At 69.0% G+C, this 20,818-nt stretch carries 26 protein-coding genes; 10 read left to right on the top strand and 16 right to left on the bottom strand.

The annotated features are described in order from the left end of the window. Positions 1 to 3 precede the first annotated feature (3 nt). The 3 genes from SBI80_RS08700 to SBI80_RS08690 form a co-directional block, all read right to left on the bottom strand. On the bottom strand, positions 4 to 294 hold the full coding sequence (locus SBI80_RS08700) for a hypothetical protein (protein ID WP_318974062.1): 291 nt from the start codon (positions 292 to 294) through the stop codon (positions 4 to 6). A 126-nt stretch (positions 295 to 420) separates the two neighbouring features. Next, the gene (locus SBI80_RS08695; protein ID WP_318974061.1) at positions 421 to 636 is read right to left on the bottom strand and encodes a DUF3072 domain-containing protein; all 216 of its coding nucleotides are present in this window, start codon (positions 634 to 636) and stop codon (positions 421 to 423) included. A 49-nt stretch (positions 637 to 685) separates the two neighbouring features. Beyond that, positions 686 to 1,309, bottom strand: coding sequence for a PAS and ANTAR domain-containing protein (locus SBI80_RS08690; protein WP_318974383.1), 624 nt, complete (start codon positions 1,307 to 1,309; stop codon positions 686 to 688). A gap of 305 nt (positions 1,310 to 1,614) precedes the next feature. On the opposite strand from SBI80_RS08690, the gene SBI80_RS08685 reads away from it, so the two are divergent. Further along, positions 1,615 to 1,830, top strand: a complete 216-nt coding sequence (locus SBI80_RS08685) for a CDGSH iron-sulfur domain-containing protein (RefSeq protein ID WP_318974382.1) — start codon at positions 1,615 to 1,617, stop codon at positions 1,828 to 1,830. Here the strand turns inward: SBI80_RS08685 and SBI80_RS08680 are convergent. After that, entirely contained in the window at positions 1,810 to 2,718 is a 909-nt protein-coding gene (locus SBI80_RS08680; protein ID WP_318974060.1) for an iron-containing redox enzyme family protein, read from the bottom strand. The genes SBI80_RS08685 and SBI80_RS08680 overlap by 21 nt on opposite strands. Before the next feature lie 168 nt (positions 2,719 to 2,886). Here SBI80_RS08680 and SBI80_RS08675 point away from each other — a divergent pair, with 168 nt between their 5' ends. Continuing rightward, positions 2,887 to 3,849, top strand: a complete 963-nt coding sequence (locus SBI80_RS08675; protein ID WP_318974059.1) for a ferritin-like domain-containing protein — start codon at positions 2,887 to 2,889, stop codon at positions 3,847 to 3,849. A 145-nt stretch (positions 3,850 to 3,994) separates the two neighbouring features. Further along, positions 3,995 to 4,378 carry a hypothetical protein gene (locus tag SBI80_RS08670; RefSeq protein ID WP_318974058.1) on the top strand — a complete coding sequence of 128 codons (384 nt, stop codon included), beginning with the start codon at positions 3,995 to 3,997 and terminating at the stop codon, positions 4,376 to 4,378. Here the strand turns inward: SBI80_RS08670 and SBI80_RS08665 are convergent. The 7 genes from SBI80_RS08665 to SBI80_RS08635 all read right to left on the bottom strand — a co-directional run bounded on the left by SBI80_RS08665 (position 4,375) and on the right by SBI80_RS08635 (position 9,111). Next, complete coding sequence (locus SBI80_RS08665; RefSeq protein ID WP_318974057.1) at positions 4,375 to 5,043, bottom strand: hypothetical protein; 669 nt, start codon at positions 5,041 to 5,043, stop codon at positions 4,375 to 4,377. The two genes, SBI80_RS08670 and SBI80_RS08665, sit on opposite strands and share 4 nt — an antisense overlap. Before the next feature lie 29 nt (positions 5,044 to 5,072). After that, positions 5,073 to 5,783 (bottom strand): MspA family porin, encoded by a 711-nt coding sequence (locus SBI80_RS08660; protein WP_318974056.1) that lies wholly within the window; start codon positions 5,781 to 5,783, stop codon positions 5,073 to 5,075. 32 nt (positions 5,784 to 5,815) lie between these two features. Next, positions 5,816 to 6,493: an MspA family porin gene (locus tag SBI80_RS08655; protein ID WP_318974055.1), complete on the bottom strand. Its 678-nt coding sequence runs from the start codon at positions 6,491 to 6,493 to the stop codon at positions 5,816 to 5,818. A gap of 108 nt (positions 6,494 to 6,601) precedes the next feature. Next, positions 6,602 to 6,694, bottom strand: a complete 93-nt coding sequence (locus SBI80_RS08650) for an Ms4533A family Cys-rich leader peptide (protein ID WP_318974054.1) — start codon at positions 6,692 to 6,694, stop codon at positions 6,602 to 6,604. Between the two features lie 268 nt (positions 6,695 to 6,962). Then, positions 6,963 to 7,604, bottom strand: coding sequence for a hypothetical protein (locus tag SBI80_RS08645; RefSeq protein WP_318974381.1), 642 nt, complete (start codon positions 7,602 to 7,604; stop codon positions 6,963 to 6,965). A 96-nt stretch (positions 7,605 to 7,700) separates the two neighbouring features. Then, on the bottom strand, positions 7,701 to 8,393 hold the full coding sequence (locus tag SBI80_RS08640) for an MspA family porin (protein ID WP_318974053.1): 693 nt from the start codon (positions 8,391 to 8,393) through the stop codon (positions 7,701 to 7,703). Positions 8,394 to 8,430: 37 nt separating this feature from the next. Further along, positions 8,431 to 9,111: an MspA family porin gene (locus SBI80_RS08635; protein WP_318974052.1), complete on the bottom strand. Its 681-nt coding sequence runs from the start codon at positions 9,109 to 9,111 to the stop codon at positions 8,431 to 8,433. A gap of 396 nt (positions 9,112 to 9,507) precedes the next feature. On the opposite strand from SBI80_RS08635, the gene SBI80_RS08630 reads away from it, so the two are divergent. The 4 genes from SBI80_RS08630 to SBI80_RS08615 all read left to right on the top strand — a co-directional run bounded on the left by SBI80_RS08630 (position 9,508) and on the right by SBI80_RS08615 (position 12,984). Beyond that, complete coding sequence (locus SBI80_RS08630; RefSeq protein ID WP_318974051.1) at positions 9,508 to 10,038, top strand: Rv2240c family protein; 531 nt, start codon at positions 9,508 to 9,510, stop codon at positions 10,036 to 10,038. A 3-nt stretch (positions 10,039 to 10,041) separates the two neighbouring features. Further along, positions 10,042 to 10,722: a sensor domain-containing protein gene (locus SBI80_RS08625; RefSeq protein WP_318974050.1), complete on the top strand. Its 681-nt coding sequence runs from the start codon at positions 10,042 to 10,044 to the stop codon at positions 10,720 to 10,722. 161 nt (positions 10,723 to 10,883) lie between these two features. Next, positions 10,884 to 12,158 carry a 3-oxoacyl-ACP synthase KasB gene (gene kasB / locus SBI80_RS08620; protein WP_318974049.1) on the top strand — a complete coding sequence of 425 codons (1,275 nt, stop codon included), beginning with the start codon at positions 10,884 to 10,886 and terminating at the stop codon, positions 12,156 to 12,158. Positions 12,159 to 12,180: 22 nt separating this feature from the next. Further along, complete coding sequence (locus SBI80_RS08615; protein ID WP_318974048.1) at positions 12,181 to 12,984, top strand: SDR family oxidoreductase; 804 nt, start codon at positions 12,181 to 12,183, stop codon at positions 12,982 to 12,984. Here SBI80_RS08615 and SBI80_RS08610 read toward each other — a convergent pair. Then, a complete protein-coding gene (locus SBI80_RS08610; RefSeq protein WP_318974047.1) occupies positions 12,981 to 13,349 on the bottom strand; it encodes a DUF1622 domain-containing protein in 369 nt (122 codons plus the stop codon). The genes SBI80_RS08615 and SBI80_RS08610 overlap by 4 nt on opposite strands. Positions 13,350 to 13,410: 61 nt before the next feature. On the opposite strand from SBI80_RS08610, the gene SBI80_RS08605 reads away from it, so the two are divergent. Continuing rightward, positions 13,411 to 14,373, top strand: a complete 963-nt coding sequence (locus SBI80_RS08605; RefSeq protein ID WP_318974380.1) for a DNA polymerase domain-containing protein — start codon at positions 13,411 to 13,413, stop codon at positions 14,371 to 14,373. Here SBI80_RS08605 and SBI80_RS08600 read toward each other — a convergent pair whose 3' ends face one another. Further along, positions 14,374 to 15,771 carry an NAD-dependent succinate-semialdehyde dehydrogenase gene (locus SBI80_RS08600; RefSeq protein WP_318974046.1) on the bottom strand — a complete coding sequence of 466 codons (1,398 nt, stop codon included), beginning with the start codon at positions 15,769 to 15,771 and terminating at the stop codon, positions 14,374 to 14,376. It abuts the gene before it with no gap. Between the two features lie 207 nt (positions 15,772 to 15,978). On the opposite strand from SBI80_RS08600, the gene SBI80_RS08595 reads away from it, so the two are divergent. After that, positions 15,979 to 16,302: a hypothetical protein gene (locus SBI80_RS08595; RefSeq protein ID WP_318974045.1), complete on the top strand. Its 324-nt coding sequence runs from the start codon at positions 15,979 to 15,981 to the stop codon at positions 16,300 to 16,302. 95 nt (positions 16,303 to 16,397) lie between these two features. Here the strand turns inward: SBI80_RS08595 and SBI80_RS08590 are convergent, their stop codons facing one another. Beyond that, entirely contained in the window at positions 16,398 to 17,654 is a 1,257-nt protein-coding gene (locus tag SBI80_RS08590; protein ID WP_318974044.1) for a multidrug effflux MFS transporter, read from the bottom strand. Between the two features lie 69 nt (positions 17,655 to 17,723). Here SBI80_RS08590 and SBI80_RS08585 point away from each other — a divergent pair, with 69 nt between their 5' ends. After that, a complete protein-coding gene (locus tag SBI80_RS08585) occupies positions 17,724 to 18,182 on the top strand; it encodes a MarR family winged helix-turn-helix transcriptional regulator (RefSeq protein WP_318974043.1) in 459 nt (152 codons plus the stop codon). Positions 18,183 to 18,193: 11 nt separating this feature from the next. Here the strand turns inward: SBI80_RS08585 and SBI80_RS08580 are convergent, their stop codons facing one another. Both SBI80_RS08580 and SBI80_RS08575 read right to left on the bottom strand, forming a co-directional pair. Further along, complete coding sequence (locus SBI80_RS08580; RefSeq protein WP_318974042.1) at positions 18,194 to 20,326, bottom strand: xanthine dehydrogenase family protein molybdopterin-binding subunit; 2,133 nt, start codon at positions 20,324 to 20,326, stop codon at positions 18,194 to 18,196. Next, positions 20,323 to 20,814, bottom strand: a complete 492-nt coding sequence (locus SBI80_RS08575; protein WP_318974041.1) for a (2Fe-2S)-binding protein — start codon at positions 20,812 to 20,814, stop codon at positions 20,323 to 20,325. Before SBI80_RS08575 ends, SBI80_RS08580 begins: the two co-directional genes overlap by 4 nt. Positions 20,815 to 20,818 lie beyond the last annotated feature (4 nt).

The following is a 20,818-nucleotide window of genomic DNA, read 5'->3' as shown; positions in this document are numbered from 1 at the left end:
ACCTCAGCTCGCGGGATAGTCCCGCCGCAACAGGTCGTAGAACGCGAAGGCGGGCACGCCCAGTGCGGCCGACAGCCCGGCGGCGTATTCGCGGGCGATGACCAAGCCGTCGGCCTTCTCGTCGAACGTACCCGTCAGGTCGACGGCGATCCGGCACCCGAAGGTGTCAGTGAGGGCTTCGCCGTACACGGTCGCCGCGACGACCCCATCGGGTAGGGGCAGCGCGTCGACGGCGGCTCTGACCTCGTCGACCCTGGCTCCCATATCGACGTAGACCGACACGAACGCATCCATTCGCTCCATGATCCCGGGTGTCGGTCGGACCCGACAACTCGTCAACCACACGGTTTCCTGGTGTTCATCCGTTGGACACGCGGTGGCGGCGGGGCGCACGCGGGCGGCCCTGGCCCCACCGCGCCGTCAGCCGTTGCCGCGGCCAGTCTGCTGCTGTAGCTGATCGATCAGATCCGAGGCCTCGGCCTTGGTCATCTCGTCGGGGATCTGCTGATTGGCCTCCTGGGCGAGCGTGTGCAGGTAGCTACGCTGCGGTCCGGTCATCGGCTCGTCACCGGTGACCCACTGCGACGTGTCCTTCTCAGCTGTCTCGTTGGGTGCGTGCTGGCTGTCTTCAGTCATGGTCATTACCTCCGCAGTGGGGGTAACCCTCGCACGTACGTTCGAAACGTCAGCCTTCGGACGAAACCCGTTCATGAGCGGTCAGCAGCAGCTGGTCGTAGGCCGACCTGTCAGGCAGCACGTCGGCGTAGGACAGTCCGAGGAAGTCCTCGACGAGTCGTTCGGCGATGGCGCGCAGTTTCACGTTGGACACCTGCGACCGCCACTTCAGCAGATCGAAAGCCGCGTTGGCGTCGATGCGGTACACCAGCATGAGCATGCCCTTGGCCTGCTCGATTCCGCTCCTGGACTCGGCGATCTCGGCGACCGCGTCGGTGACCTGCCGCTGGTGCGCCTGGTCGTCGGCCGGCGTCACGTCGACGTAGTAACCCCCGGTGCCGATCACTGCATCGTCGGCGTCACGCAGGAGGTCGCCCACCACGATGACGTCGTGCAGCTGCCCCTGCACGTCGATGATGCGGTGTCGCGCGCTGAACGGACGCTCGGTGCGGACGACTTCCCGGAGCGTCGCCGCGACGTGGCGGTGATCGTCGGGATGCTTGTGCGACAGCACCAATTCGGTCGTGGGAACGACGTCGTCGGGGTCGTAGCCGTGCATGCGCGCCACCTCGGGCGACCACTCCCAACGTTCGTCGCCGAAGAAGAACCGGAACCAGCCTGCCGGCCGGGCCAGGTCACTAGACGCTGACTCTCCGTCACTGCGTGGAGCGCGAGTATGCGGGTGCGTCGTCCACCTCCAAGGTCCAGGGAAGCGAGGTCCATGTCCGATGACAGCGAATTTATCCACTCCAACGCGCGAGCGGCAAGATGTCGACGCAGCCGGTGCACGCCCGCGGGATCGCCGGTTTCGAAGTGGGTGAGGCGGGGCAACCGCCCTCCGTGACGACCACCGTTCCCGAACCGCGTGGGGTCTGCGGCGAGCAATCCACCACGCCCGCCCGGGAGACTCGCGTCGTCCGCCCGACGGCGGGCGGACCGATGCTGGTTCAGGGTCCCGTGCGAATCGAGACACCCGATGGGCGCGTGGTGGAATCCGACCGCTTCATGGTGGCGATCTGTACCTGCCGGCGCAGCAAGACCTACCCGTTGTGCGACACCAGCCACCGCAGACGACGCCGCAGTGCCGAGAAGTCTGCCGGGCCCCCGGGAGATCGGGGCCCAGCAGACCTGGCGCTAGAAGATCGGACGCCGTAGCGAACTGTGCCCCGACACCCAGCTCTTCGTCAGATGGGCGGCCAGCCGCTCCTCGACCAGGCGTTGGGCGCGGATGCCGAACACGACGTCCCGATCGAGCCGCGGTTCCCGGGCCAGCAGCTGACCGACGAGATCGTGGCCGGTTCCCCTTCCGGCCGCCTCGTCGAAGAAGCGCACGCAGCGAAGGGGTGCCTGCAGCCGCTGCAGAGCCAGCACTAGGTGGTCTGCTTCCACCGTCGACGTCGCCTCGGTCGCGGCGACGCGTCCCGCGGCAGCCCCTCGGCGCACTCGGTGCAACCCAAGCAGTGATGCCAGATTCACCACCGTGAACGACTCCGCGGTCACGTGGTTCACGTACGCCAGGTAGCCGGGTTTCAGGCTGGCGGCGGACAGCAGGTCGGCGTAGCTCCGCTGGGGTGCGTCATCCGGCGAATCCGCCTGTCTGAGGTGCTGGATGGAGCGATGGACGAAGTACTCGCGCACCTGATCCCAGGTCCCCTCGTCGCGCAGGAAGGTCGACAACCCGGCACCGTCACCGGGTGCGACCGTCAGCGCCGCCAGCTCCGCCCTCGCGGTCGCGGAGGACTCCAGCTCACCGACGTCACGCAGCAGGGCGTCCTCGAAGCGCTCCTCGAGGGCCGCCCGCAGGTGCAGCAGCCCGGGATTCCACTCCCACCTCGGATCGACCCCGCGAAAACCTCGGTGGTGCAACTCGTAACAGACTCCCAGCGCGAGTTGGAGGTCGAGGCCATAGGGGTCGGCATCGCCCAACGGGGCGTCGATTCGGTTCAGTAGATGCCGCGGCGGGCGGCCCGACAAGACCTCGATGACCGCACCCGAGAGAGGGCCCGCGGCGTTGGGTAGATCAGGCTCCGGAGCGGTCGACACAGGCGGCACGGATGTCCCATACCCGGGCTCGGGCGGCGAAAACCCGTGGGTTGAGACTTCTCCCACACATATCCTGGACCAGGATTACAGCCCCTTCCGGCCCGGGTAGCCGAACTCTCAGGTGCACCCCGCGCCGAGCAGACATCAACGCCGAAGGGGCGAACCACGATGACCAACACCACCACGAATACCTTGATCGCGCAGTTGCGCGCCCTCCTCGACCTGACCAACACCGAAATCCAGGTCGCCGAGACTCGCGTCGCGCAAGCTCGTACCGAGGCCGTTCGGCACGAACTCTCCCAGAACGCCGCCAATGGACGGGCCCGCGCCGAGTCCATCGCAGCCGCAATCCGCAACCTCGGCGGCCATCCCGACGTGATCGGGCCCTTCCTTGGCCGCGCCGCCGCAGCGGTGAAGGCGCTCACCGAGCAGGCCCAGCCGTTCGACGAGGCCCTGCTGGGCGACCTGGCCCTCGAGCACCAATTGTTCGACCGGGCCCAGTACGTCAAGGCACTCGCCGTAGCGGCGAAGGCCAACGACGTCGAGGCTCTGGCCACCCGCCTGATGAACGCACACACCGCAACCATCCAGTGGTTGGCCACCGTGTTGGCCGAAGACGCCCTCGGAGGTCCCGCAGCCCTGCGTCGCACCCCGCTGCAGGCCGTTGCCGGCACTGCGATCCAGCTGGTGAACGTGCCCGTCAACTGGTCGGTCCGCAGCTTGGACAAGGCCGTCGAGACCGTCCGGGCCACCCCGATCGCCGTCAGCGAGCTGATCACCCGTGGCAAGCGCGCCGGTGACGTGGCGGCCAAGACGGTGAGCGCATCGCGTGACGCCGCGCTCGAGACCGCCGAGAACGTCATTCGCGACGGTGGCGCCGAGCAAGCCGCCGACCTGATCCACTCGGTCCGTACCGCGACCGGTGTGCTCGACTCGACCGAGCTCCCGATCGCCGACTACGACGAGCTGAACGTCTCCGAGGCCGTCGCCGCGATCAAGGGACTCGAAGATCCGGCCGACGTCCGGGCGATCCTTGCCTACGAAGAGGCGCACAAGGCCCGCCAGGGCGTGGTCTCCGCGGCCCAGACCCGCGTGGCCCACATCGCCCAGGAAGTGGTCGGCACCAACTGATCGACTTTCGACGACACCCAGTGCCCCCGGCGGATTACGCCGGGGGCACTGTTGGTCGTGACATCCCATGGCGCACGGCCGAATCTCGGGTGTCCGCCACGTGGGTGACATAGCGTCGACGGCGACCGATCAGGAGGACGACGCCATGACGAACGAACGTGCACGCCGGGCCGTCCAGACGCGGATCTCCATGCCACTGCTCGCGGTGACGGCAGCGTGGGTGCTGGCGCCACTTGCTCCGGCCAACGCGGCACCGGCCTTCGACGTCGAGGCCTACTCGACGTGTACCGCCACCACGCTGCCGGGCCCCGGCCAGGACTTCGACTCCATCGTGACCGAATGCTGCGTGCGCAATGCTGGTGTGCCAGCGCCGACGAACTACGGAATGGGTTGCGTGGCAACGCCGGACGCAGCCTCTGCCGACGAGCGGCCAACCATCGTGCTGCCAACCCGGCCGGTGCCACCCGAGAAGGGCGACGGCGACCTCGACGGCTTGATCGACCTGCCGATTCCCGATCCGGCGCCCTAGGGCGCCGGGGGTGCGTCAGCTGGTGGTGGCGGCAGGATGAGACCCGGTGGCGGCGTTGGCCCGTCGGCCGGATCGGGCAGGAACTGCACGGGGCCGGCAGGGATGACGGTGCCGGGAGGCGGCGCGGTACCCGGCAGCGGCTCACCGAGCTGCTGCTGAGGCACCTGACCCAGCAGGCCGCCCTTGAGATCACCCGCGCGGTACAGATCGATGTACCTTCCGAACCACTGCCGCTTGGTGATGTCGGCGTTCTCGTCACCGGGAGCCACCCCGAACTGCTGCCCCTGCCCCGGTGCCGCGGGTGTCAGGTTGATCGCCCCGGGCCCGTAGGCGTTGTTGAACACGTTCAGGTTCGGCGGAGTGCCCGGCCCAGCGCCCGGCGCCGACGGCACGGTGTTCTGGCCGAGGATGGTGTCACGGTCCAGCCCGACGACGGGCGGGGCGCCGAGCGCCCCCATCGCGGGTGCGGCGTTGCTCTGCGCCAGCACGTCGAGCCCGGCCGGACCCAGCTGACCCATCATCGGGACCGTCGGTCCCGGCGGGGGTGGCGGTGCCGGGGCTCCAGGCACCAGCGCCGGATCCACCGGCGGCTGATCGTCGGCGGCGGCGGTCGCCGGGAAGGCGAGCATCGCCGTGACGAGCACGCCAACTGCCGGGGTGGCCAAGCGTTTACGATCCGTCACGATCGAGGGCCTCAGACTGCCTTGGTGATGCCGTAGTACGCGACGACGTCGTCGGTGTCGGTGGTCGAGCTGGTCAGCGTCGCATAGGACCGCAGGAAGGACTGCCCGACGCAGCCGTCGACCTTGATGTGGGTGTCCTTGAGCGTGACGCGCACTGGAGCAGCCTTGAACGACTTCTTGTCCACGGTGACCGTCGAGACCGTGCCCGGCTTGGCATGGATCTCGATGGTGCCCGACAGCGGGAACGACAGGGCGGGGGCGAAGACCGGGCCGGTGGCGGGGAAGCTCAAACCACCGACGGACACTCCAGCGGAGCCGATGAGGCGGACCTGGCCGAGCTCGATGCCGCAGCCGATCTGATAGCCGGCCTCCAGCGTGCCGCCGGCGAGTGTGGTCTTGCCCTTGCCGGTCACCGTGCCGGTGAAGGTGCCACCGACGAGGTACTCACGCGAGGACACCGCCGTGGTCAACGGCGCGACGGGTAGCTGAGTTTCGTTGGTGGCGGCCACCGTCAGCGTCCAGCCGTCGGGGGTGGTCACCACGCCCGGTTCGGACGAGCCGACGATCCCGTTGTCCGGCGGCGGGCCGGCATCCGCGGCCGGAGCCACCGCGGGGTCGTCGGACGGCGGATCGGCCAGCGCCGCGGGCGCGATGGAGACAAGCGGGCCCAGCAGGCACGCTGCGGACATCACCGCGATGCGGCTGGAGATCTGTCGGGTCATCTCTGGTTCAACTCTCGTTCGAATCGACGGGGTCAGACGGACTTGGTGACGCCGAGATAGGTGATGACGTCGTCGGTGTTGTCGGTCGAGCTCGTCAGCGTCGCGTAGGACCGGATGAACGACTGCCCGGCGCACTGATCGGTCTTGACCCGCACCCCGGTCAGCGTGATCCGCGTCGTCTTGCCCTTGAAGGACTTCTTGTCCAGCGCCACCGTCGTGACCGTGCCGGGCTTCAGATACACCTTGCCCTGCAAGCTGATGCCGGCGCTCACGCTCGGCAGGCCGATCGAGCTGATCGCCGGGGTAATCGACGCACCCGGGTTGATCTCGGCCTCGTCGGAGATGATGCCGCAGCCGATCTGCTCGCCGGCCTCGAGCGTGCCGCCGGTCAGCTTGGTCTTGCCGCCACCGGTGATCGTGCCGGTGAACGTGCCGGAGATCAGGTACTCGCGCGAGGAGATCGCGGTGGTCAGCGGCGCAACCGGCAGCTGCGTCTCGTCGCTGCCAACGACCGAGAGGTGCCAACCGTCGGGGGTGTCCAGGATGCCCGGGGCTGCCGAGGGCACCGCGCCCGTGTCCGGCGGCGGACCAACCGGAGCCGCCACCGGCTCGATGGCCGGATCCGGCGGCGGCGGATCGGCGAGCGCCACCGGCGCCGTCCCGACGGGAAGTGCAAGGCAAACAGCTGCCAGCGTCGCAAAACGGTTCACGGCGAGGACCTTTCAATGAGGTGGGGAATGCGCACCGCTTGTCGACGGCGGGACGCGAGGGGCTGCCAGGCCATGGAGGAACCGAACACGGTTACTCGAGGGGGGAGGTCAGCGGCGACAGAGGACGTCCGCGACGGCACACGGGCCCACGGCGATGAGGGCCAGGACGTGGTCCGCGGTCGCACCGGGCGTCGAGAGCATGGCGGGACAGTACCAGTGAATTCCTGCAGTCGCGCCACAACCGGTGACCGCCGGCGCGGGAAGAGCGCGCGTCAGGTCGTCAACCGCAGGCGTTCAATGCCTTTGGATTCAGCGGTCGGTGTCATCCGTGACCACCGGACTGTGGGGCACCCACCGGCCATCCTGAACGAATGCTGTCCATTGCCTGGGCGCCAGCCACATTCGTCGCGACATCGACTCGTGGCGATCTTAATTCCGCGCAGGAAGGATCACTGCGCGGAGCGGGGACTCAGCCCGCCGGGGGTGCGTCGGCCGGTGGTGGCGGCAGGATGAGACCCGGTGGCGGCGTTGGCCCGTCGGCCGGATCGGGCAGGAACTGCACCAGTCCGGGCGGGATGACCGTGCCGGGAGGCGGCGCGGTACCCGGCAGCGGCTCACCCAGCTGCTGTTGAGGCGCCTGCCCGAGACCGCCGTACGTCCTGCCCGCCCGCTGCAGATCGATCCAGCGTCCGAACCAGATTCCCTTGCGGACGTCGGCATTCTCGTCGCCGGGAGCCACTCCGAACTGGGTGCCCTGCCCTGGCGCGGACGGCACGTCGTTCAGCTGCTGGGCCCCGTAGGCGTTGTTGAACACGTTCAGGTTCGGCGGAGTGCCCGGCCCGGCGCCCGGCGCCGACGGCACGGCGTTCTGGCCGAGGATGGTGTCACGGTCCAGCCCGACGACGGGCGGGGCGCCGAGCGCCCCCATCGCGGGGGCGGCGTTGCTCTGCGCCAGCACGTCGAGCCCGGCCGGACCCAGCTGACCCATCATCGGGACCGTCGGTCCCGGCGGGGGTGGTGGCGCCGGGGCTCCCGGCACCAGCGCCGGATCAGCCGGCGGTTGATCGTCGGCGGCGGCGGTCGCCGGGAAGGCGACCGCCGCTCCGACCACGAGCAAGCCACACGTCAGGGCGGCCAATCGATTTCGGTCAATCACTGCCAGATGCCCCTCGTTCGTGTGGTTGCCTGCTGAGCCAGCGAGCTGGCGTCAGACTGCCTTGGTGATGCCGTAGTACGCGACGACGTCGTCGGTGTCGGTGGTCGAGCTGGTCAGCGTCGCGTAGGACCGAAGGAAGGACTGCCCGACGCAGCCGTCGACCTTGATGTGGGTGTCCTTGAGCGTGACGCGGGCCGGCGCTGCCTTGAATGACTTCTTGTCGACCGTGACCGTCGAGACCGTGCCCGGCTTCGGGTGGATCTCGATGGTGCCCGACAGCGGGAACGACAGGGCGGGGGCGAAGACCGGGCCGGTCGCCGGGAAGCTCAAACCACCGAGACCGATGCCGGCCTGGCCGATGAGGCGGACCTGACCGAGTTCGATGCCGCAACCGATCTGGTAGCCAGCCTCCAGCGTGCCACCGGTCAGCTTGGTCTTACCGCTGCCGGTCACCGTGCCGGTGAAGGTGCCACCGACGAGGTACTCACGCGAGGACAGTGCGGTGGTCAACGGCGCCACCGGCAGTTCGGTCTCGTTGGCGGCGGCCACCGTCAGCGTCCAGCCGTCGGGCGTGGTGACCACGCCCGGTTCGGACGAGCCGACGATCCCGTTGTCGGGCGGCGGGCCGGCATCGGCGGCCGGAGCCACCGCGGGGTCCGGTGGCGGATCGGCCAGCGCCAGCGGTGCGGCGCCCATCGGGACGATGACGCAGGCCGTAGCCAGCAGGGCGAAACGATTGAACATTGCAAGGCCTTTCAAGGATGGAGTGGGCGGCTGGCTGCTAGACGGACTTGGTGACGCCGAGGTAGGTGATGACGTCGTCGGTGTTGTCGGTCGAGCTCGTCAGCGTCGCGTAGGACCGGATGAACGACTGCCCGGCGCATTGATCGGTCTTGACCCGCACTCCGGTCAGCGTGATGCGCGTCGACGTTCCCTTGAAGGACTTCTTGTCCAGCGCGACCGTCGTGACGGTGCCGGGCTTCAGATACACCTTGCCCTGCAGGCTGATGCCGCCGCTCAAGCTCGGCAGGCCGACGGCACTGATCGCCGGGGTGAGCGAGGCACCCGGGTTGATCTCGGTCTCGTCGGAGATGATGCCGCAACCGATCTGCTCGCCGGCCTCGAGCGTGCCACCAGCCAGCTTGGTCTTGCCGCCACCGGTGATCGTGCCGGTGAACGTGCCGGAGATCAGGTACTCGCGCGAGGAGATCGCGGTGGTCAGCGGCGCGACCGGCAGCTGGGTCTCGTTGCTGCCAACGACCGAGAGGTGCCAGCCGTCGGGGGTGTCCAGGATCCCCGGGGCGGCCGACGGAACGGCGCCCGTGTCCGGCGGCGGACCAACCGGAGCCGCCGCCGGCTCGACGGCCGGGTCCGGCGGCGGCGGATCGGCGAGCGCCACCGGCGCCGTCCCGACGGGAAGTGCAAGGCAAACAGCTGCCAGCGTCGCAAAACGGTTCAACATGAGTGTGTCGGCGCCTCTCGTGATCAAAGTCCAGCGGATCCAGCGGGATCTGTCGCGACGGAGCATCCAATGGCAGGGTTGCCGCGAGGTGAACGCACGGCCAACGAATGCCGCCTCATTACCGTCCAATGAGCGTGGTCTAAGAATCCCGTGAGTACGCGCCTCTCCATTGCTCGCGTGCCGTCCGCCGGCTCGACAGGTCACCGCACCCGATGGATGGCGGGCCGATGCCGTCCGTTCGCCGGCAGTTCACCAGTCGGTTGCCTGATTGGCCGACGGTGGGCCTGCACGGTGTCCAGAAGGCGCACAGCGCGAAGGTTGCGGCGTCGGTCGTAGTTCGGGCTGGCCCAGAGGTAGCCTCCTGTGGATGCACGACCGAACGACGTGGAGGAAATCGTGAACGAGACCCGCGCTGGCAAGCGAGCCCTGATCGCATCCTTCGTCGCAGTCGGAATCGGATTGTGTTGCGCACCAATGGCGTCAGCCGATGAGGGAGATGCCGACGGCCCGCAGAATCCCGCCGTGCAGGTCAATGCGGTGCCGATGTCCGACAACGCCGGCGCGCCCGCGGTCACCGCATGTGGAAACTTCGGTCAGGCCCTCGATGGCGCCTCTCAGTACTACGGAGACTTCGCCGACTCACTCGAAGGTTCCGACTACTCCGATCCAGCGGTCCAGGGCAGCAACGAGGTTGGCCGGACCGCGCTGCGGCAGGCTGCCGGCGTGGCGATGGACGCGGCCAACACCCCGGGCCTCGACCCCAGCATCTCCGACCCGATGCGGTCCTGGTCGGTCGACGCCACGAAGCTGCTGCTGAAGATGGCCGTGCACATCCCCGGTGACAGCCTCAACACCACGGCGACGGAGATGAACAACGACGCCACCGCCGCCCAGCAGGCGTGCGCCGCGGCGGGCACGCATGCCTGACGCGTGGTGAAGGGCTTCGCCATCGGCGCACTCTCGCTCGGCCTCGCGCTGACCGGTTGCTCCGGTCAGGACCAGAAGCCGGCGGCGCCGCCCGAGTTGGTGCCCGCCAACGCACTCGACCGCCTCCTGCTCAGTCCCGACGAGGTGGACGGGATCATGGGCGTCACCGGGATGACCGCTCATCCCCGCGTCGACGTCATGGGTGATCACCGCAACCTGCTGCCGAACCTCAATTGCCTTGGCATCTGGCAGGTCAACGAGTCGGGCGTGTACGGCAAGGACGGGTGGATCGCACTGCGTCAGGAGCTCCTCCGCACGCCCGACACCGACGACTGGCACGTGCTCGTCGTGCAGTCCGTGGTGAACTACCCGTCGACCGACGCGGCGCGGGAGTTCTTCGACCAATCGGCCGATCGGTGGGCCAAGTGCACCAACCACACCGTCAACATCACTCTCAATGACAAGCCGTTGCCGAAGTGGCACAGCGGCGACCTCACCAAGACGGACACGCAGCTGGCGATACCGTTCACCCGCGGCAACGCCAACGGCGTCGATTCTTGCCAGCGGGTGCTGGCCGTCGACGACAACGTGATCATCGACGCCCAGGCCTGCACGCGTGATGCGGCGATCGTGACGCAGGCCGCCAAGGTGGCCGAGGCGATCGAGGCGAAGCTGCCCCATTAGGGCCCGCGACGCGGGCAGCTGCCGCCGAGTCGACCGGTGTATAAGATTCCTAAGAAGCCGCTGTGTGCGCTCTGGAATCGTCGCCGAGCCTGCGCCGCGGACGTTTGGGCAGGTCCAGCACAGGGCCGCACACCCCGTGACGTGAGTAAGAAGGCATCATCGTGCACGCACCCGACACATCCCGCGTTTCCGGCCTCAGCACCGGCAACGGGCTCCCCAACGTCGTCGTCACCGGCATCGCAATGACCACGTCGTTGGCAACCAGCGCAGAGGACACGTGGAAGGCGTTGCTCGACGGGCAGAGCGGCATCCGCCGGCTCGAGGACCCGTTCGTCGAGCAGTTCGACCTTCCGGTTCGCATCGGCGGTCACCTGCTCGAGGAGTTCGACGGCGAGCTCACCCGCGTCGAGCAACGCCGCCTGGGCTACGTGCAGCGGATGTCGACCGTGCTTGGCCGACGGGTCTGGGAGAACGCGGGCAACCCCGAGGTCGACACCAACCGGCTAGCGGTGTCGATCGGCACCGGTCTCGGGGCGGCCGAAGCCCTGGTCTTCGCCTACGACGGCATGCGGGAACGGGGCATCACCGCCGTCTCGCCCCTCGCCGTGCAGATGTACATGCCGAACGGGCCCGCAGCCGCAGTGGGGTTGGAGCGGCACGCCAAGGCCGGCGTCATCACCCCCGTATCGGCGTGTGCGTCGGGCTCCGAGGGCATCGCCCAGGCGTGGCGGCAGATCATCCTCGGCGAGGCGGACATCGCGATCTGCGGTGGCGTCGAGAACAGGATCGAGGCAGTGCCGATCGCTGCGTTCGCGCAGATGCGCATCGTGATGTCCACGACGAATGACGACCCGGCGGGAGCCTGTCGGCCGTTCGACCGCGACCGCAACGGCTTCGTGTTCGGAGAGGGCGGGGCCCTGATGGTCATCGAGACCGAGGAGCACGCCAAGGCCCGCGGTGCCAACATCCTCGCGCGCCTGATGGGCGCCAGCATCACCTCCGACGGCTACCACATCGTCGCGCCCGACCCCAACGGTGAGCGCGCCGCGCATGCCATGACCCGGGCGATCGAGCTGGCCGGCTTGACGCCGGGCGACATCGACCACGTCAACGCCCACGCCACCGCCACCAAGGTCGGCGACGTGGCCGAGGCACATGCCATCAACCGCGCCGTCGGCAACTCCGCGGCGGTCTACGCGCCGAAGTCCGCGTTGGGACACTCGGTCGGGGCGTCGGGTGCGGTCGAGTCGATCATCACCATGCTCACGCTGCGTGACGGGGTCATCCCGCCGACGCTCAACCTGAAGAATCTCGACCCCGAGGTCGACCTGGACGTCGTCGCCGGCGAACCGCGCACCGGCAACTTCGAGTACGCGCTGAACAACTCATTCGGGTTCGGTGGGCACAACGTCGCGATAGCCTTCGGGAAGTACTGAGCCACAACGGATTCGGAGAGCCATGACCGACGGTCGATTCGCCACCCACGCCCAGCTCTTCGATCTGACCGGAAAACGGGCCCTGGTCACCGGCGGTACCAGGGGCATCGGCTCGATGATGGCCCGCGGCTTGCTGCAGGCCGGCGCCAGCGTGGTGATCAGCTCGCGCAAACCCGCTGCCTGCGCCGCCGCCCAGGAGCAGCTCTCGGAGTTCGGCGAGGTTCGGGCCATCCCCGCCGACCTGTCCAGTCACGACGAATGCCGGCGGCTCGCCGACCTCGTCACGACCGACGGCGACGGGCTGCACATCCTGGTCAACAACGCTGGTGCGACGTGGGGTGAGCCGCTGGAGTCGTTCCCGGACTCCGCCTGGGACAAGGTCATCGACCTCAACCTGAAGGCACCGTTCTGGATGGTCCAGGCGCTGCTGCCGGCGCTGCGCCGGGCCGGCACCGCGGAGGATCCCGCGCGCATCATCAACGTCGGAAGCATCGACGGCATCCACGTCAGCAGGTTGCCGACGTACTCGTATGCCAGCAGCAAGGCGGCCCTGCACCAGCTGACCCGCGTGCTGGCCAAGGAATTGGGCCCGCAGCACGTCACCGTCAACGCCGTGGCTCCCGGACCGTTCCCGTCGAAGATGATGGCGGCCACCCTCGATGCCTTCGGCGAGGCGATCGCCGCGTCGGCCCCGCTGCGGCGCATCGGCCGCGACGACGACATGGCCGGCATCGCGGTGTTCCTCGCCAGTCGAGCGGGGGCCTACCTGACTGGCGCCGTCATCCCGGTCGACGGCGGAATCGCCACCACCGCGTCCGGCGGTTAGGCCCGCGCCGCCGCCTCGTCGGCGTCGCGCGGCTTCTTCTGCCAGGGCCAGCGCCCGGTAATCTCGAGCTCCAGAGAGAAGCTCAGGAAGGTCCTGATCGCGACGATGCCCGCAAGCACGGCGACGCTTTGTGCGTTGGGTGTGACGGCGACCGTGCGGATGATGTCGGCAGCGACCAGGAATTCCAGCCCGAGCAAGATGGTTCGACCCAGCTGCTCGCGGAAGGACCGATAGGTGTCAGGCGATTTGCGCAACAGCCGCCCGACGGCGATTCCCCCCGCGACGACGGCACCGATCGCGATGATCGCCACCCCGACTCCGTCGATGACCTTGCCGACGAGCTCGACGCTCTCGATGAAGCTCACGACAGGAGGCTAACCGCCAAGCTGCTGGGCAGGGACCGATAACGGTGACAGCATGGCAGGCGTGTCCACCGACGAGCAGCGGGACGGTGTCGATCTCACCAATCTCGACGAAGTGCTCACCCCCGAGGCCGGGGCCACCAAACGCGAACTCGTCGACTACCTCGATGCCGTCGCCGATCGCCTGCTGCCGGCGCTCATCGGGCGGCCGCTGACGGTGTTGCGGGTGCTGCGGGGACGACCACCGTTCATGCAGAAGAACGTGCCGAAGTACGCGCCGGACTGGGTGCGGACCGCGGCCATCTGGGCGGAGGCCTCCCGGCGCGAGGTGCGCTACCCGCTGTGCGACGATCGCCGCACGCTGCTCTGGCTGGCCAACCAGCGGGCCGTCGAATACCACCCCACGCTGGGCCTGATCGACGACGTGTACCGCCCCACGCACCTGATCCTCGACCTCGATCCTCCTGGCGACGACGACTTCGCCGCGGTGGTCGCGGTCGCCGCGCTGGTACGTCGCGCGCTGACCGACAGCGGACTGGCCGGTGCGGTGAAGACCAGCGGCGCCAAGGGAATTCACGTGTTCGTCCCGATCGACGGCGCCGCACCCGTGGCGGACGTCGCGGCCGCCACCCGGGCGCTGGCGGCCCGCGCCGAGGCACTCGATCCCGACGCGGCGACGACGGCGTTCATCGTCGAGGACCGCGGCGGCAAGGTGTTCGTGGATTCCACGCGGGCCGGCGGTGCGACCATCGCGGCGGTCTACAGTCCGCGGCTGCGCGCCGGCATGCCGGTGTCCTTTCCCCTCGACTGGTCCGATCTGGACCGGGTCGAACCCGGGGACTTCACCATCCACACGGCGCTGGCCGTCCTCGGCAGCCGGGACCCGTGGGCGGAGGCGATGCCGGCGCCGCAGCGGCTACCGGACGACCTCATCGAACAGGGCCGGGCCATCCCGGTCGCCCGGGTCGCGGCGATGCACGAGGGCAAGCGCCGGGCCCGGGCGCGGCGTGAGCACGGGGCCAGCTGATCACTCGGCCACGTAGTACATCCGCTTGTTGACGAATTCGTCCATGCCCAGGGGTCCGAGCTCGCGGCCGAACCCGCTGCGCTTGACCCCGCCGAACGGGACTTCCTGGCCCTCGTTGGCCGGGGTGTTGACATTCGACATACCCGTCTCGAGCCGCTGCGCGATGCGCTCCGCGCGCTCGGTGTCGGTGCTGAACACCGCGCCGCCGAGGCCGTAGTCCGTGTCGTTGGCCAGCTTCAGCGCCTCGTCGTCGCTGCTGACCGAGTAGACGACCGCAACTGGGCCGAACAGCTCTTCGCGGTAGGCGCGCATCTCCGGGGTGATACCCGTCAGCACCGCGGGCGAATAGTACGCGGCCGGGCCCTCGCCCAGCACACCACCGGCATGCAGCGTCGCACCCTTCTCGACGGCATCGCGCACCTGCGCGTCGAGTGCCTCGGCGGCCTTGCGCGACGACAGCGGCGCGTAGGTGCCCTCTGCCGCCTCGGCGGGATCGCCCGCCTTCAGCTCCTTGGCCCGCTCGACGAGCCGTTCCACGAAACCGTCGAAGATGTCGCTGCTGACGATCATCCGCTTGTTGGAGTTACACGCCTGGCCGGTGTTGCCAATCCGGGTGTCCCAGGCCAAGTCTGCCGACGCCTTGACGTCGTCGGAGTCCAGCACCACGTAGGGGTCGGAGCCGCCGAGCTCGAGGACGCACTTCTTGAGGTTGCGGCCGGCGATCGACGCCACCACCGAACCGGCACGCTCCGAACCGGTCAGCGAGACGCCGACGACGCGGCGGTCACCGATGATCTTCTCGACCTGCTCGTAGGACACGAAGACGTTCTGGTAGACGCCCGCGGGCAGCCCTGCCTCGTTCATCAGTTCCTGCACCGCAAGCGCCGATTGCGGCACCGACTCGGCGTGCTTGAGGATGATCGTGTTGCCCAACACCAGGTTTGGCGCGGCGAACCGGGCGATCTGATAGAAGGGATAGTTCCACGGCATGATGCCCAGCAACGGCCCAATCGGCAGTTTCTGCACGAAGGCCCTGCCCTTGGCGAACGTCTTGATCTCCTGGTCGGCGGCCAGCCCCGGCCCCTCGGTGGCGAAGTAATCGAAGATGTCACCGCAGAAGTCGGCCTCGTCCACCGCTTCCGGCAACGGCTTGCCCATCTCCTCGGTGGCGATGGCGCCCAGCCGGGCGGTGTTCTCCTTGAACAGCTCCCCGACCCGGGCGACGATCCGGGCCCGCTCGGTGATCGGCACGTCGCGCCAGGCCCGGTACGCCTGGTCGGATGCGGCGAGGACGGCCTCGACGTCGGCGTCGGAGGCGAAGTCGAAGGACTTTCCGAGCTCGCCGGTGGCGGGATTGACTACCTGGTATCGGGGTTGCGTCGAAACGGTCGCGGTCATGATGGAATCTCCTTGGACGTGAAGTTCCCCTTCAATCTAGTCATGTCGACCGGACCGCGACTCGGGTTCGGGTCTGCCCGGTGTCGCCATTCTCGCGTAGATCACCCCTGCGACCAGGGGTGCGCTCTACGCTGTTCCGGCAGACCACTGCTACTGATCGACCTCCGCGACGGCAGCGCGGAAGTCCCTGAACGGGAGACGATCCAGATGAGAACACCGGTTGGGTCCTGGACGACGACGACGCTGGCGGCGATGGCCGTCGCGGCGACCCTGGGCAGCCTCGTCACCATCTCAGGTCCCGCCACCGCCTCGGCCGACGTCTGCGCCTCCGCAGGTCGACGGGTATCGGTCAGCGGTTGCGCCAACCTCTCCGACGTACTGGCACCCTACGTTCCGCCGCCCGCCTACTACGCGCCCATGCCCGAGGACTACCCACCGCCCCCGCCGCCCCCGCCGCCCCCGCCCGGTTCCAACGTGAGCGGATGCATCGGCGTCAGCGGTCGGCACGTCAGCGTGAGCGGTTGCAACTAGCGATGGCCGATAGCCCTGAGCTGCAACGAGATTCGCTACGTTCGGTGACCACCGCGGTTCCTGGCCAGGCCTAGGGCCCGCCGGGGAGCCGACGGTCAGCGCCGTGCGCGCGGTGCCGACCAGACGAAGGCTAGACAGGCCAAGGTGATGGCCGCGAACATCACGATCGCCAGCGGCACGGCGGTGTGCTCGCCTCCCATGCCCACGAGCGGTGACACCAGCGCCCCTAGGGCGAACTGCAGGGCGCCCAGCACCGCCGACGCCGAGCCCGCAGCGCGCGTGGCCCCGCTCAGCGCCAGGGCCGTGGTGTTGCCGAAGACCAGGCCGAGGCTGGCGACCGCTACCCACAGCGGCACGACCATCCACCAGGCGGGCGCTCCGGTCGCCACGATGCCGCCGATCCCCACCGTCGCCGTCAGGCTGAGCGCCAGTCCGGTGCCCGCGGTCGCCCGTACGGGCCTGGTCGTCGCCAGCCTGGCGGACAGCGCACCCATTGCCGCCAGGCCGAGAGCGTTGACTCCGAAGGCGATTCCGTACTGAACCTGGGTGAAGCCCATCATCACCTGGTAGACGAACGGGGATGCGGAGATGTAGGCCATCATCGTGGCGAAGGCGAAGGCGAAGGCCAACGCGTTGCCAATGTAACCGCGCGACACCAGCGCGCGCAGCGCCGCTGGGGATTCATCGGAATCGGCCAGAGCCTTGGCTCGACGTTCGCTGGTGTGCGTTTCGCGCACCACCGCGACGACACCGACGAACATCGCGGTGACCAGGCCGAAGACCACCCACAGCACGCCCCGCCAGCCGAGCGGAGTGACCAGCAGGCTGCCGAGCACCGGCGCGACGACGGGGGCCAACCCGCCGACGAGCATCATCAGGCTGAAGGCGCGCGCCGCGGCGGCTCCGACGGCGAGATCGGAGATGATCGCCCGGCCGATCACCATGCCGGCCGCGCCGGTGAGACCTTGGGCGAACCGGGCCGCGATCAGGAACTCCACGGACGGGGCCAGCGCGGCGGCGGCGCTGGCGGCCAGGCACAGCAGCGACCCCACTAGCAGTGGCGCCAGCCGACCGAACCGGTCCGAAAGCGGCCCGAAGATCAACTGCCCCAGGGCAATTCCGATGAGGAAGGCGGTCAGGGTCAGCTGGACCGCGGTCGCCGTGGTCCCCAGATCGGTGGTCATCAGCGGGAACGCGGAGAGGTAGAGGTCGGTGGCGAACGGCGCGACCGCCGACAGCAGCGCCAGGACCAGCAGAAGGGGTCCACTCACTCCCGTGCGGTTAGGTCCGTCCCCCAGCGGGCGTTCCGTGCGCTCGGCGCCACCATCGACGATCTTGCTCTCAGTGTTCACGACGTCCACCCTCAAGTAGCTATGTTGAAGTAACTATATATCCATAACCATTTGAGGTAAACTCGAGGGATGCCCCGTATCGTGCCGACCACCGCCACCGCGACGTCCCTGGCCGACCTCGCGGACGCCGTCATGCACGCGTCACGCGTGATCCGGTCCTGCGATCAGGAGGCCGAGACGGTGGTACCGCTCTCCCTGATCGAGGCGGCGGTGCTGGAGTACGTCGACCGGCATCCGGGTTGCCGACCCAGCGACGTGGCCCACGAATTGCGGATGCACAGAAGCAATTTCAGCGCGGCGCTGCGCACACTGGAGAAGCAGGACTTCGTCGAGCGCCGCGGCGATCCCACCGACGGACGCACCGCGAATCTCTTCGTCACGGCGCTGGCCGCACGCAACATCGCCATCGTGCGCGCCCGCCGCGCGGAGCTGCTGGGCGCCGCCTTCGGCGACGACCTCGCGGGCGTCGAGGCGGCGACCGAGCTGCTGGACCGACTGCGAGGGGAGCCGACCGATCCCGTCACCTGATCGGTCGCCACTCAATCCGTCATCGCGGCGACGATCTGCGCGCTGGTGAACGGCATGTCGCGCACCCGGACGCCGATCGCGTCGTAGATGGCGTTGGCGATCGCCGCCGCCGTCGGTCCCTGGGCCGTCTCGCCGACCCCCAACGAGGGATTTCCGTTGCCGGGCAACACCTCCACCTCGACGACGGGCACCTCGGAGAACGTCAGGATGGGATAGGTCTCCCAGGTGTCGCTGGTGACGGTCGAATCGTCGAAGCGGACGCGTTCCCTCAGCGCCCAGCTCGTCGCCTGGATGGCACCCCCCTCGACCTGGTTGACCACGCCGTCGGGGTTGACCACCAGACCCGCGTCCACGGCCACCGTCAACCGGCGCACCCGGATCTCGCTGGTGGCCTCGACCTCCGCGACCACCGCACAGTAGGCACTGGTGTTCTTGTACCGCGCGTAACCGAGACCGTGCCCGCACGACTCCCCCGGCGTCCAGTCCGTCCATCCGGATCGGAGCACCGCCGCCTCGATCACGGCCCGCCCCCGGGAATCACTCAGATGAGCCAGCCGGTACTCGACGGGATCGCGGCCCGCGGCCACTGCGAGCTCGTCCATGAACGACTCGATCGCGAAGACGTTGACGAACGCGCCGAGGGAACGCAACGCCGAGGTCCGCAACGGCATCACCGTCAATCGGTGGTTCACCACCCGAGCGGCCGGAAAGTCATATCCCGGCACCGCATTGCGGGTCGCCCCGCCGCCGCGCTCCAGCGGCGGTTCGCCCGCCGCGGCGATCGGTTCACCGCCGGCGCGGTGGGTCGCCGCCAGCAGCCCGACCGTCGCTACGAAGCCGGGCCGCGTGACGTGACCGTTGCCCCAGACGTCGTGGCGCCACGTCGTCACCGATCCCTCGGCGTCGACGTCGGCCGCGATCCGCACCACGGCGGCGGGCCCGAACGGTGCCCAGCCGAGTTCGTCGGGCCGCGACCACACCACCTGAACGGGGCGGCCCGGCACCGCGGCGGCCAACAGCGCCGCATCCAGCGCCACGTCGTCGGCACCGTTGTGGCCGTAGCAACCTGCGCCCTCGACGTGCTGGACCACGACGTCCCGCTCGTGCAGCCGCAACGCCCGCGCCAGCTCGCGGCGCAGCAGGTACACCCCCTGGCTGTGGGTCCACACCCGCAGCCGGATCCCGTCGCCGTCGTTCACCAGCGCCGTCGCGGCGGACGGGCCCATCGAGGCATGTGCCAGGTAGGGCCGGTGGTAGACGGCGTGGTGGCCGGCCGGGTCCGGCGCCCCGTCCTGCAGCGAATCACTGATCACGACGGTCTCGGCGGGGGCGGAGGTGAGGAAGGCGGGCAGCTGCGCCTCGTCGGGCAGCGTCGCATCCTCCCGCCACCGGGCGTCGGCGCGCAGCCTCTCGACCGCGGTGAGCGCCACCTCCTCGCGTTCGGCCACCACGCCGAGGAAGTCGCCGTCGCGGACCACGGCCACCACCCCGGCGATGGCCCGGGTCGGCGCCTCGTCGATGGAGAGCAGCGCGGCGCCGCGGGACGGGGGCCGCACGATTCGGCCGTAGAGCAGTCCCGGCAGCACGACGTCGTGGATGAAGCGTGGACGTGGAGCGAGCTTGTCGGGCAGGTCGATTCGCGGCACGGCGGTGCCGACGATCCGATGGGACCCGATCGGCTTGATCGGTGCGAGCCCGGTGACCGGCTGGTCGAGCAGCCCATCGCCGGTCAGGTCCCAGTACGTGGCCCGGCGGCCGTCGGGGGCCCCGACGGTGCCATCGGCGACGGTGAGCAGCGTGGCGGGCACGCCCCACCGCCGAGCCGCGACTTCGAGGTGGATGGCGCGCGCCTCGGCGGCGGCCAGCCGCACGGCCTCACCCGAGTGCTGGATCGACAGGCTGCCCGCGGTGTACCCCTCATCCGGGCTGACCTCCGTGGACGCGGCGAGCATCGACACCCGGCCAATCTCGACGTCGAGCTCCTCGGCGGCGATCTGCGCCAGAGCCGTCAATACCCCCTGGCCCAATTCGACCTTGCCCGAACGAATTTCGATCTTCTGGTCGGGCAACATCCGCACCCAGTCCGCGACCATGGGGTTGGCCAGGATAGACGGCGGTAGGTCCGCGGCGATCTCTACGGTCATCGGTCGGCACTCCGTGCGCGCACGGTCGCGGCGGCCGAGAGCACGGCCCGCACGATCCGGTTGTGGGCGCCGCATCGGCACAGGTTGGCGTCGAGTGCCTCGCGCACCTCGGCGTCGGTCGGGTGCGGATTGCGTTCGAGCAGTGCGGCGGCGGCGACCACGATTCCGGAGATGCAGTAGCCACACTGGGCGGCCTGCTCCTGCACGATCGCCCGGGCGACGGGGTGGGGCCGGCCTGGTGGACTCAGCCCCTCCACGGTGACGACGTCACGGCCCTCGACACTGCTCACGGGGACGTCGCAGGAGTAGGCCGGGCGGCCGTCGATCAGCACCAGGCAGGACCCGCACAGGGCCAGGCCGCAACCGAACCGCGTTCCCTTGAGGCCGAGGTGATTGCGCAGCACGTACAACAGCACGGTCTGCGGTTCGGTGGCGACCATCTCGCGGTGGCCGTTGACCGACACCGCGATCTCGGGCGGTTCGGTCACGGGT

The organism is Mycolicibacterium sichuanense (assembly GCF_033741125.1).
Classification (GTDB): domain Bacteria; phylum Actinomycetota; class Actinomycetes; order Mycobacteriales; family Mycobacteriaceae; genus Mycobacterium.
The sequence above is the reverse complement of the archived record's forward strand: the minus strand, read 5'-3'. Positions and strand labels throughout refer to the sequence as shown.

What these genes read in the sequence shown, in the direction of transcription:
- SBI80_RS08700 (WP_318974062.1), bottom strand. Translation starts at nt 294, where the DNA reads ATGGATGCGTTCGTGTCGGTCTACGTCGATATGGGAGCCAGGGTCGAC.
- SBI80_RS08695 (WP_318974061.1), bottom strand. Translation starts at nt 636, where the DNA reads ATGACTGAAGACAGCCAGCACGCACCCAACGAGACAGCTGAGAAGGAC.
- SBI80_RS08685 (WP_318974382.1), top strand. Translation starts at nt 1,615, where the DNA reads ATGCTGGTTCAGGGTCCCGTGCGAATCGAGACACCCGATGGGCGCGTG.
- SBI80_RS08675 (WP_318974059.1), top strand. Translation starts at nt 2,887, where the DNA reads ATGACCAACACCACCACGAATACCTTGATCGCGCAGTTGCGCGCCCTC.
- SBI80_RS08670 (WP_318974058.1), top strand. Translation starts at nt 3,995, where the DNA reads ATGACGAACGAACGTGCACGCCGGGCCGTCCAGACGCGGATCTCCATG.
- SBI80_RS08660 (WP_318974056.1), bottom strand. Translation starts at nt 5,783, where the DNA reads ATGACCCGACAGATCTCCAGCCGCATCGCGGTGATGTCCGCAGCGTGC.
- SBI80_RS08650 (WP_318974054.1), bottom strand. Translation starts at nt 6,694, where the DNA reads ATGCTCTCGACGCCCGGTGCGACCGCGGACCACGTCCTGGCCCTCATC.
- SBI80_RS08640 (WP_318974053.1), bottom strand. Translation starts at nt 8,393, where the DNA reads ATGTTCAATCGTTTCGCCCTGCTGGCTACGGCCTGCGTCATCGTCCCG.
- SBI80_RS08635 (WP_318974052.1), bottom strand. Translation starts at nt 9,111, where the DNA reads ATGTTGAACCGTTTTGCGACGCTGGCAGCTGTTTGCCTTGCACTTCCC.
- SBI80_RS08615 (WP_318974048.1), top strand. Translation starts at nt 12,181, where the DNA reads ATGACCGACGGTCGATTCGCCACCCACGCCCAGCTCTTCGATCTGACC.
- SBI80_RS08600 (WP_318974046.1), bottom strand. Translation starts at nt 15,771, where the DNA reads ATGACCGCGACCGTTTCGACGCAACCCCGATACCAGGTAGTCAATCCC.
- SBI80_RS08595 (WP_318974045.1), top strand. Translation starts at nt 15,979, where the DNA reads ATGAGAACACCGGTTGGGTCCTGGACGACGACGACGCTGGCGGCGATG.
- SBI80_RS08585 (WP_318974043.1), top strand. Translation starts at nt 17,724, where the DNA reads ATGCCCCGTATCGTGCCGACCACCGCCACCGCGACGTCCCTGGCCGAC.
- SBI80_RS08580 (WP_318974042.1), bottom strand. Translation starts at nt 20,326, where the DNA reads ATGACCGTAGAGATCGCCGCGGACCTACCGCCGTCTATCCTGGCCAAC.